This window comes from Hyphomicrobium sp. (assembly GCF_036833075.1).
GTDB lineage: Bacteria > Pseudomonadota > Alphaproteobacteria > Rhizobiales > Hyphomicrobiaceae > Hyphomicrobium_C.
In genome coordinates this window covers 1-9,666 of the sequence record NZ_DAITQL010000123.1, presented here as the reverse complement: position 1 = coordinate 9,666, position 9,666 = coordinate 1, and the positions used below count along the sequence as shown (strand labels likewise).

Below are 9,666 nucleotides of genomic sequence, written 5' to 3'. Positions count from 1 at the left end.
GTCAGGATCGCGGTCCAGCGCTCGGTCGTGGAGAGCTGGCCGTTCTCGTAGTGGCGCTCGGTCCAGGCGATGCGGAAACTGTTCGGCGATGCACGAATGACGCTCGAGACCTCGATCGCGATCTGCTGGCGGCCGACCTTGGTGAAGGGATCGTTGGCGCGCGCATAATCGTTGAGCGCCGCGGCGCCGCGATCGGTCGTGAAATCGTAAGCGCGCAGCCAGTTCTGCCGGACGATGATGGCGTCAGCCGGGATCGAGCGGACCTCTTCAATGAAGCGCGCCAGGTGGAAAGCGATTTGCGGATCGGTCGGCTGATAGTCCGCTACTGCTGGCGCTACGGCCTGCGCCTGGCCGAGGCGATCTGTCTGGACCACCCACGGGACAATTGTGCCTCGCGCCGACTGCCAGACGAGCGCCGCGGCGAAGCCGGCCGAGAGGAGCAGCGAGCCGAAGGCCATATAGCGCCAGTTGCGCGCCTGGACGCGGGCGGAGCCAATGCGGTCGTCCCAGACCTGCGCAGCGCGCTGGTATGGCGTTTCGGGCGTCGGGGATTTTCCGTAGTGGGTCGATGGGCGTTTGAACATCAGCGATCGCCTTCAGAGAGGTTGACGGAGGCGCCGCCACCGTGGGCGTCACCGGAGCGGACGGCGTGCGCCGTCGACTGGACGGCATGGGTCATGCGTTGTGATCGCTGCATGCGTCGCGCCCAGTCGGGCGGTTGGTTGGCGCCGCCACCCGCAGGACTCGGCGTCGCGTCTTGGGCCGCGTCGCCGATCGTGCCCATGGTCGAGGTGCCGCCTGTCACTTCGAAAGCAGAGCGCGCGCCGCTGGCGAAGTTGGAGCGCATGCTTTCGGCTGAGCGCTCGGCAGCGCGGCGGAGCGGAGACGTAGCAGCGGAGCCGGCGGCCCGCGCGACACCGCCCAGGCCGCTCATCACACCTGAGGCGCCTGTTTGTCCCGCGGCGCCCAGGCTGTAAGCGGTCGATGCGCCGCCTGCGAGGGCTGCACCACCTCGAGCGGCGGCAGCGGCGCCTCCGGCCAGTGCGGCGCCGCCCGAGGCTACCGCGCCAGCCGCGGCAGCGCCGGCCGCGACCATGCCGCCGGCGGCGAGGCCGGTGCCGCCCGCCGCGCCGGCGCCGAGCTGCGGACCGCCGGACACCAGGCCGTTCGCAATGCCCGGTCCGAAGATCCCGAGACCCAGGAGCGAAAGGGCAGCCAAGACAATGGCCATCGCGTCGTCGATGGTAGGCGTCGCACCGTTGAAGCCGGTCGTGAATTCGGAAAACAGCGTTGAGCCGATTCCGATGATGACAGCCAGCACCAGGACCTTGATGCCCGACGAGATGACGTTGCCGAGCACGCGCTCGGCCATGAAAGCTGACTTTCCGAAGAGGCCGAACGGTATGAGCACGAAGCCGGCGAGTGTTGTGAGCTTGAACTCGATCAGAGTGACGAAGAGCTGGATGGCGAGAATGAAGAACGCGAGCAGCACCAGCGCCCAGGCCAGGAACATGCAGGCGATCTGGATGAAATTCTCGAAGAACGACCAGTAGCCCATCAGGCTGGAAATCGAGTCCAGCAGAGGCCGCCCAGCGTCGAGCCCGATTTGCGCCACCTTGCCGGGACGCAGAAGATCCGCTGTTGTGAAACCGGTCCCGCTTGCCTTCAGACCGAGGCCGGCGAAGCTCTCGAAGATGATGCGCGCGAGATTGTTCCAGTTGCCGATGATGTAGGCAAAGACGCCGACGAACAGCGTCTTCTTCACCAGGCGGGCGATGATGTCGTCATCGGCGCCCCACGACCAGAACAGTGCGGCCAATGTGACGTCGATGACAATCAACGTCGTCGCGATGAAGGCCACTTCACCACCGAGGAGGCCAAAGCCCCCGTCGATGTAGCGCGTGAAGACCTCGAGGAAATGGTCGATGACGCCGGTGTTGCCCATGGCCTAGTGCACTTCTGCGGGTTGCGACGACGTCGGTGTCGGAGGCGGCGCGGGCTGTGGCTCGGGAAGACGTTCTGCCGGACGGGAGGCCGGAGCGAGGAAGCGATCGCGGTTTTCCGCCCACGCACGCAGGCACGCCGGATCGCGCGGACCGGCCTCGCCGAGCGCCTGGCAGCGAAGCAGCTCGGCCTGCAGCGGATCGGCCGCCACTGCGGCAGGCCTGTCCGAATCCCAACTCTCCGGCGCCCGCTCCTTCCGGGTCATCTCGATCGCGGTCGCGGTGACCGCGACCGCGACGAAGACGATGGCGCCGATGCGTGCGAGCGTCTTTCCGTCCATGGTTGCGGCCTCAGTTGCCGCTGTTCGGGAACATGCGGACGTTGCCGGGCTGATAGCCGCCGCTGGGCGTGAGGAAGCGCCGGCGCTGCTCGCGGCCCTGTTCGGCGGCGGCAGAGCGTTCAGCTTCAGCGAGCGCCTGTGCACGGCCGTTCGCGGAGACGACCGCGGTCAGGTCCGCGAGCTGCTGTGCCTGGAGCGCGAGCAACTGATTGCCGGCTTGCGACGCCTGAAGCGCACCGGTTGCGCCCTGGCTCTGGCCGATCAACGCCGACATCTGCGAACGATTGGTGTCGATATTGCCGACAACGCCCGCCTGAACGCGCATGGCGTCCTGCAGGCCGGAGACGGTGTTGTTCCAGCGCTCCTTCGCCTGGGCGATGAGCTGCTGGTCGGAGGCCGTCATCGAGGCGCTGCCGTAGGTGGTCCGGAACGCTTGGTCGATGTTCTGAACGTTGTAGGCGATGCCCTGCGCTTGTTGCAGTAGCTGCTGGGTCCGTTGAACCGACCGCTGGAGCTGCTGAAGCGAGGAGTACGGCAGACTCGTGAGGTTGCGAGCCTGGTTGATCAGGGACTGAGCTTCGTTCTGAAGCGAAGTGATCTGGTTGTTGACCTGCTGTAGAGCGCGGGTCGCGGAAAGCAGATTCTGGGCGTAGTTGGTGGGATCGTAGACGATGCCGCCGAACTGTGCGTGTGCCGGCGCCATCAACATCGGGGAGATGGACACGGGGATGGCAAGCAAAGCGGCGGCGAGCGCCGCGCGAGGGACACGCAGTTTCATGACTGGCTCTCCAGGTTAGTGAGGTTGGGAATGAGGTCGGCGGCCCAGTCGACGCCGCGGTGCCGCAGCCAAGCTACGAGGAAGCCATCCCGCCCATGCTCGGCGACGATGCGGTCGATGGCGGCCTGGTCGATCTTGGAGGATGTGGCACAGAGCGCGAGCGCGACCTCGGAGAGGCCCAGCTCGAACAGCCGGTTGCCGCGGCGGGACTGGCAGTAATAGTCGCGCTTCGGCATGGCGCGCGCGAGGATCTCGATCTGGCGGTCGTTCAAGCCGAACCGTCTGTAGATCGCGGTGATCTGCGGCTCGATCGCGCGCTCATTCGGCAGGAGGAGTCGCGTCTGGCAGCTTTCGATGATGGCCGGCGCGATCGCCGAGCCATCAATGTCGGACAGCGACTGGGTCGCGAAGACGACGCTGGCGTTCTTCTTTCGAAGGGTTTTCAGCCACTCGCGGAGCTGGCCGGCGAAGCCCTCGTCATCGAGGGCCAACCAGCCTTCGTCGACGATAATGAGCGTCGGTTCGCCGTTCAGCCGATCCTCGACACGGTGGAAGAGATAGCTGAGCACGGCAGGCGCCGCCGCAGTGCCGATCAGCCCTTCGGTTTCGAAGGCCTGGACGGTGGCGATACCGAGATGTTCGCTCTCGGCGTCGAGGAGACGACCATAAGGCCCGCCGACACAGTATGGCCGCAGCGCCTGTTTCAGGTCGTTCGATTGAAGCAGGACCGAAAGTCCCGTCATGGTGCGCTCGCCGAGCGGTGCACTGGCGAGCGAGGTCAGTGCCGTCCAAATGTGTTCCTTGATTTCCGGGGTGATCTGGACGCTCTCGCGCATGAGGATCGCGATGATCCAATCAGCGGCCCACGCGCGCTCGGCCGTCTCGTCGATACGGGAGAGCGGTTGCAGTGCGACACTCTCAGTGGCCGCCTCAGTCAGGCCGCCGCCGAGATCGTGCCAGTCGCCAGCCATTGCGATGGCCGCGGCTCGGATTGATCCGCCGAAGTCGAAGGCGAAGACCTGGGCTTGGCGGTAGCGGCGGAACTGGAGCGCCATCAAGGCGAGCAGCACGGACTTGCCGGCGCCGGTCGGCCCGACGATCAGGGTATGACCGACATCGCCGACATGGATGGAGAACCGGAACGGGGTGGACCCTTCGGTCTTGCCGTACAGCAAGGGGGGTGCACCAAAGTGCTCATCCCGTTCCGGTCCCGCCCACACGGCACTGAGGGGAATCATGTGGGCGAGATTGAGCGTCGAGATCGGCGGCTGACGGACGTTGGCGTAGACCTGGCCTGGAAGCGAGCCGAGCCACGCGTCGACCGCGTTGATCGTTTCAGCCATGGCCGTGAAATCGCGGCCCTGGACCACCTTCTCGACAAGACGCAGCTTCTCGGCGGCCACGCGCGCGTCGGCATCCCAGACCGCGATCGTGGCCGTGACATAGGCTTGGCCGGCATAGTCGGCGCCGAGCTCCTGCAGCGCCAGGTCGGCGTCGGCGGCTTTGTTGGCAGCGTCAGTGTCAACGAGGGCGCTTGCCTCGTTGGTCATCACCTCCTTGAGGATTGCCGCGATCGACTTGCGCTTCGCGAACCACTGCCGCCGGATCTTGGTGAGCAGTTTGGTGGCGTCGGTCTTGTCGAGCAGGATCGCCCGCGTTGACCAGCGGTAGGGAAAGGCCAGGCAGTTGAGCTCGTCGAGGATGCCGGGGGTGGTCGCTGTCGGGAAGCCGACGATTGTCAGGATGCGCAGATGTGCCTCGCCAAGACGCGGTTCGAGACCGCCCGTGAGCGGTTGGTCGGCGATCAGCGCGTCGAGATACATCGGCGTCTCGGGCACACGGACGCGATGGCGCTTCGTTGAGACCGTTGAGTGCAGATAGGTCAGCGTCTCGACGTCATCGAGCCAGGCGCATTCCGGCATGAAGGCTTCGACGAGCTGCAGGATACGGTCGGTGCGGTCGATGAAGCCGCGCAACGCCTCCCACGCATCGACGTGGCGATCGGCCTTGCCTTCGTAAAGCCAGTTCTCGGCGCGCGCGGCATCCTCGGCCGGCGGCAGAAAGGTGAACGTCAGGAAGTAGCTCGACTCGTAATGAGCAGCTTCCTCCTCGAAGTCCGCTTTGCGCTCGGCTTCGATCAGTGCGGAAGCCGGATCGGGAAAGGTGCTTGCGGGATAGGCGCCGACGGCGTGGCGCTGTGCCTCGACGAAGATCGCCCATCCCGAGCCTAGCCGCCGGAAGGCGTTGTTGAGGCGGCCGGCGACCGCGATCAATTCGGCCTGCACAGCGGAATCGAGGTCGGGTCCGCGAAAGCGAGCGCTGCGCTGGAAGCTGCCGTCCTTGTTCAGAACGACACCGGGAGCCACAAGCGCCGCCCATGGCAGGAAATCAGCGAGGCAAATCGAGGTCCGGCGATATTCGGCGAGGTTCATCATGGTGGGCCTCAGACGTTCAGGTGGCCGGGGATGCGCAGGTGCCTGCGTCCGACGTCGACGAATTGCGGGTCGCGCTTGGCCGCCCAGACGGCGGCGAAATGGCCGATGGCCCAGAGGCTGATGCCTACGAGCCAGAGTCGCAGACCAAGACCGAGAGCAGCGGCGAGCGTGCCGTTGAGGATGGCAATGCTCCGCGGCGCACCTCCGAGCAGAATGTGCTCGGTGAGTGCGCGGTGGACCGGGACGCTGAAGCCCGGCACTTCACCGACGCTGTCGATCAGGCTCGCCATCAGACGAGCGCCCCACCGCCGAACGAGAAGAAGGAGAGGAAGAAGCTCGACGCCGCGAAGGCGATGGACAGGCCGAAGACGATCTGGATCAGCCGGCGGAAGCCGCCCGAGGTGTCGCCGAAGGCGAGCGTCAGGCCGGTGACGATGATGATGATCACCGCGATAATCTTGGCGACGGGGCCTTCGATCGATTGCAAGATCGATTGCAGCGGCGCTTCCCACGGCATCGAGGAACCGGAGGCATGGGCGGCCGGGGCCAGCATCATGCTGACGGTCAGGGCGGACGCGGACGTCGCCACATGGCGACGGAAATGCAGGGCACGGCGGATCATGCGGGGTCTCCTTCGGGGGGCTGGGTTGCGGGTGTGACGCGGTAGTCGCCGTCGGGGCCGAGGCCCTCGACGCGAGCGAGCTCGGCCAGACGGCGCAACGCACCGCGGCCGGAGAGGACAGCGACGAGGTCGATCGTCTCTGCGATGAGGGCACGCGGCACGGTGACCACGGCCTCCTGGATGAGCTGCTCGAGGCGACGGAGCGCACCGATCGCCGTGCCGGCGTGGATCGTGCCGACGCCGCCCGGGTGCCCGGTGCCCCATGCCTTCAACAGGTCGAGGGCTTCGGCGCCGCGCACCTCGCCGATAGGGATGCGGTCGGGCCGCAGGCGCAGTGAGGAGCGGACGAGATCGGAGAGCGTGGCGACGCCGTCCTTCGTCCGCATGGCGACAAGATTGGGCGCGGCGCACTGCAGCTCGCGCGTATCCTCGATCAGCACTACGCGATCCGAGGTCTTGGAGACTTCGGCGAGCAGAGCGTTGGTGAGCGTGGTCTTACCCGTCGAGGTGCCGCCGGCGACGAGGATGTTGCGCCGTTCGGCGACCGCGATCCGCAACGCGTCGGCCTGGCCGGAGGCCATGATGCCGGCCGCCACATAGTCGTCGAGGGTAAAGACGGCGACAGCAGGTTTTCGGATGGCGAATGCCGGCGCCGCCACCACGGGCGGCAGAAGCCCCTCGAACCGCTCTCCTGTTTCCGGCAGCTCGGCTGAGACGCGCGGGGCTCCGGCATGAACCTCGGCGCCGACATGGTGGGCAACAAGGCGGATGATCCGTTCGCCATCGGCCGCGGACAGGTGCTCGTCCGTTTCGGTCAGGCCTCCTGAGAGTCGGTCGATCCAGAGCCGTCCGTCAGGGTTGAGCATCACCTCGACGATCGCGGGATCTTCCAGAAATCCGGCGATCGCCGACCCGAGGGCTGTGCGCAGCATGCGTGCGCCGCGAAGGACCGCCTCGGATTTCTGGTTTGAGTGCGCCACGCCGTCCCCGTTCTCTTGCGGGCACGCCCGATGCGCGGCCCTGGATCGGGGATGAGTAGAAGAGGCAGAAATTAGGTCGTTGCAACAACCCGGATGTGGTCATCGTAGTGTGGCGTATAAATACAGGAGATCGGCGGGACGCACGTCCACTTGTGGTCAAGAACAAGTGGACTATCGCGCGGGGGAGCGTGACTGGCGCAGGATCTAATCTGATCACGAGCCTTCGGCGGGACCTATTGGTGGCTGACCAGCCGATATGGCGATCGCGGAATGAGGGCTGCGTCTAGTCGGTCAGCGCTTTCGGTGAACGAAGCGCTGCTACTTCACCATGCCAAATGGATCGGGCACCGCGTGACCGTTGGCGGTGTTCCAGAAATTGCGAGGCACGAAGCCGAATTCAGAGAGGTGTTGTTTGAAGGGCACCAACATCGCGTCGGTGGGGGCGTCTTGCAGTCGGGCCGAAGCTCACATGCCAGCGCGAAGGCGTTTGGAGCTTTGAGGGCCCAGCTCTACGTCTTCATCGTGCTCGCCGTTAACCTGACACTTTCACGATGTGCTGAACGATCCCCGCCCAGCCTTCAGGATATTGGCGCTCGGCAACGTAGCGGCAAAAATCCTCAGCCATGTTCTCGATGCCGGCCTTCGGTCCAAAGGCTTCGATGTACACTTTCGCTGCCGCCTTTAGGACCTCGATGGCTGCAGTGTGCGCTTCAGAATTTCTGCTCATTTGTCCTCGCTCTGTAAAAAACGCCCGACATTGCGGGAGCCTGCTCAACATCAGCCAGAGCGAGCGCCATCAACTGAGCATTGGAGTTGAACGCCTCCTAAATTGCAGATTTCCAGCCCCCTCCGAACAGGCAATTTTGCGAAAGAGAGGCTGCATTGCTGCAGCATTCTCAGCGGATGCTTATGCGCTAATGCGGATGGCTGATTGGTGGATGACAGCGCTCGCCGTGCGGTGCGTTCAATCTACCCACGCTACTGACGTAGCTTAGAAATCCGTTAGGACCGGTCGCTGCCGGCGCTCCTGCGCATTGCAACCGCGCACGAGCAAGCCGGCGGAAATGCTATTGGCCACAATGCCCGCCCCGTTCTTATGGTCATCAAGCTGTTCGTTAATATAATCTTGTGGGCGGCCGCGATATTGGTCGCGCCACTCGATATCGCATGGCTTTGGTTTCGGACGCGCGAAGGGTGACCGACGTCGTGGTTCGCAACTAGCGCCGCGCCGCTCAGGCTCAAGGCGAAGGCACTTTCATGAAGTTAGAATTCGATCCGGTTCGAAAGCGTGCGATCGATCTCGATAGCGGTCTGGCGGTTCAGTGGGTGCGCGATGAACCGCCTATGGAGCGCCAGACGCATTTCAAGATCATCTGCGCCGGAACATCAATACCGTTTGCAGCATCTTACGACCATGGAGACAAGAAGATCTCAGACGATCGAAGCCTCACTCCGGGAGAGCGTTTCATGCGTAGGTCTGCGTTGAAAGAGAGCAACTACTATGCGCAAAATATCGGCGGAGTGTTTGATCGAGCTGTCTTTGTTTGCGTTTGGCGACATCTCGTATCGCAAGGTCTAACGGGGTTTCGTGTTTCGACATATTACACGGAATTTCATGGATCAGCCGTGCACAATGCAAAAACCTGGAGCTGCGAAGGCTGAGAGGCGAGCGAGATCACGGCAAATCTCGCGTCTTGCCTGGCAATCAGAGCGTCAATCGCTCTGCGTCGCGGCATCGACATCTTCGGGGATTTCCTGTCTGAGTTTTGGCCCCTTCGCGAGCCTGCGTCCCAACGCTGCGATGAAGCCCTCATAGCGCTCGCCTGCCTTGGCTCGCGCGGCCTGTGCGGCAGGTTCAGGCAAGGCCGGCGTAGTGGTCAGCCAGAAGCGCACGAAAATCGCCAACGTCTCGACGGAGATCCCAAGGTCGCGCTCCATGCGCGCCATCCGGCGATCGAGCTGGTCGAGACGTTTGGTGACAGCCGCCTCCTGGCGTTCGGCCGCGTCCGGTGAAAGGAAGGACGCGATGGCGGCTTCCGCTATCAGCGACTCCGAGTGATCGCGCCGCGCGGCATGAGCGGCGAGCGATTTTTTAATGTCTGGGTCGAGATAGACCGAAAGCCGCTGCTTCTTCGGAGGTTTTCCCATGAGCGCCTCCTACAGCTCGATGCCGTCGCCGGGATCTAGGGAGGCCTGTCGCGCGACTTGGCGCATGGTATCCCTCAATCGGCTGTTGCGAGCGACGTCTTCATCCGGTTCGTCGGTCGGATCGAGCTCGAACTCATTAGGGATCGGCTCCTTCTTCTCCACCGGCTGGGTGCGGCTGAGCTCGGGTTGGCGGCGGCGTTCCGAGTCCGTCGTATCCTCGTCGCCGGGATCGGTGCTTCCGCTCGTGACCGGGACCTGCGGCGCCGAAGGCACGGCGAGTGTGCTCCAATCGTCGGGCGCTACCTTGCTCGGCTTCACCACGGCCGGCGGCTGCAAAATGCGTTCCTGAAACCGTGGGTCCTCGTAGTAGCGCGCCTTCTTCGCCCGGATCGGCGGCGTGCCGGCGACCATGACGATTT

12 protein-coding genes are annotated in these 9,666 nt (G+C 64.3%); 1 reads left to right on the top strand and 11 read right to left on the bottom strand.

Annotation, left to right across the window (positions count from 1 at the left end):
• The 9 genes from trbF to V7082_RS20520 all read right to left on the bottom strand — a co-directional run.
• Positions 1-584 (bottom strand): conjugal transfer protein TrbF (trbF, locus tag V7082_RS20560; RefSeq protein WP_334151477.1); only part of this gene is annotated, 584 nt, incomplete at its 3' end.
• A complete protein-coding gene (gene trbL, locus V7082_RS20555; protein ID WP_334151476.1) occupies positions 584-1,945 on the bottom strand; it encodes a P-type conjugative transfer protein TrbL in 1,362 nt (453 codons plus the stop codon). The genes trbF and trbL, both read right to left, overlap by 1 nt.
• 3 nt (positions 1,946-1,948) lie before the next feature.
• Positions 1,949-2,284, bottom strand: coding sequence for a putative entry exclusion protein TrbK-alt (trbK-alt, locus tag V7082_RS20550; RefSeq protein WP_334151474.1), 336 nt, complete (start codon positions 2,282-2,284; stop codon positions 1,949-1,951).
• Between the two features lie 10 nt (positions 2,285-2,294).
• Complete coding sequence (trbJ, locus tag V7082_RS20545; protein WP_334151473.1) at positions 2,295-3,062, bottom strand: P-type conjugative transfer protein TrbJ; 768 nt, start codon at positions 3,060-3,062, stop codon at positions 2,295-2,297.
• Positions 3,059-5,497, bottom strand: a complete 2,439-nt coding sequence (gene trbE, locus V7082_RS20540; RefSeq protein ID WP_334151472.1) for a conjugal transfer protein TrbE — start codon at positions 5,495-5,497, stop codon at positions 3,059-3,061. Before trbE ends, trbJ begins: the two co-directional genes overlap by 4 nt.
• An 8-nt stretch (positions 5,498-5,505) precedes the next feature.
• Positions 5,506-5,787 (bottom strand): VirB3 family type IV secretion system protein, encoded by a 282-nt coding sequence (locus V7082_RS20535; protein ID WP_334151470.1) that lies wholly within the window; start codon positions 5,785-5,787, stop codon positions 5,506-5,508.
• A complete protein-coding gene (locus V7082_RS20530; RefSeq protein WP_334151469.1) occupies positions 5,787-6,119 on the bottom strand; it encodes a TrbC/VirB2 family protein in 333 nt (110 codons plus the stop codon). Before V7082_RS20530 ends, V7082_RS20535 begins: the two co-directional genes overlap by 1 nt.
• A complete protein-coding gene (gene trbB / locus V7082_RS20525) occupies positions 6,116-7,099 on the bottom strand; it encodes a P-type conjugative transfer ATPase TrbB (RefSeq protein ID WP_334151467.1) in 984 nt (327 codons plus the stop codon). Before trbB ends, V7082_RS20530 begins: the two co-directional genes overlap by 4 nt.
• Positions 7,100-7,631: 532 nt before the next feature.
• Positions 7,632-7,826, bottom strand: a complete 195-nt coding sequence (locus V7082_RS20520) for a hypothetical protein (RefSeq protein WP_334151465.1) — start codon at positions 7,824-7,826, stop codon at positions 7,632-7,634.
• Positions 7,827-8,356: 530 nt separating this feature from the next.
• On the opposite strand from V7082_RS20520, the gene V7082_RS20515 reads away from it, so the two are divergent.
• Positions 8,357-8,761 carry a hypothetical protein gene (locus V7082_RS20515; protein ID WP_334151464.1) on the top strand — a complete coding sequence of 135 codons (405 nt, stop codon included), beginning with the start codon at positions 8,357-8,359 and terminating at the stop codon, positions 8,759-8,761.
• A gap of 51 nt (positions 8,762-8,812) precedes the next feature.
• On the opposite strand, the gene V7082_RS20510 is transcribed toward V7082_RS20515, so the two are convergent.
• Together V7082_RS20510 and V7082_RS20505 are read right to left on the bottom strand one after the other, a co-directional pair.
• Positions 8,813-9,247, bottom strand: a complete 435-nt coding sequence (locus tag V7082_RS20510; RefSeq protein WP_334151462.1) for a CopG family transcriptional regulator — start codon at positions 9,245-9,247, stop codon at positions 8,813-8,815.
• Between the two features lie 9 nt (positions 9,248-9,256).
• Positions 9,257-9,666 (bottom strand): type IV secretory system conjugative DNA transfer family protein (locus tag V7082_RS20505; protein WP_334151461.1); only part of this gene is annotated, 410 nt, incomplete at its 5' end.

Bases quoted from the DNA above. Each gene is read 5' to 3' on its own strand.
- V7082_RS20510 (WP_334151462.1), bottom strand. From the start codon at position 9,247: ATGGGAAAACCTCCGAAGAAGCAGCGGCTTTCGGTCTATCTCGACCCA.
- V7082_RS20515 (WP_334151464.1), top strand. From the start codon at position 8,357: ATGAAGTTAGAATTCGATCCGGTTCGAAAGCGTGCGATCGATCTCGAT.
- V7082_RS20520 (WP_334151465.1), bottom strand. From the start codon at position 7,826: ATGAGCAGAAATTCTGAAGCGCACACTGCAGCCATCGAGGTCCTAAAG.
- trbE (WP_334151472.1), bottom strand. From the start codon at position 5,497: ATGATGAACCTCGCCGAATATCGCCGGACCTCGATTTGCCTCGCTGAT.
- V7082_RS20535 (WP_334151470.1), bottom strand. From the start codon at position 5,787: ATGGCGAGCCTGATCGACAGCGTCGGTGAAGTGCCGGGCTTCAGCGTC.
- trbJ (WP_334151473.1), bottom strand. From the start codon at position 3,062: ATGAAACTGCGTGTCCCTCGCGCGGCGCTCGCCGCCGCTTTGCTTGCC.
- trbL (WP_334151476.1), bottom strand. From the start codon at position 1,945: ATGGGCAACACCGGCGTCATCGACCATTTCCTCGAGGTCTTCACGCGC.
- trbK-alt (WP_334151474.1), bottom strand. From the start codon at position 2,284: ATGGACGGAAAGACGCTCGCACGCATCGGCGCCATCGTCTTCGTCGCG.
- V7082_RS20530 (WP_334151469.1), bottom strand. From the start codon at position 6,119: ATGATCCGCCGTGCCCTGCATTTCCGTCGCCATGTGGCGACGTCCGCG.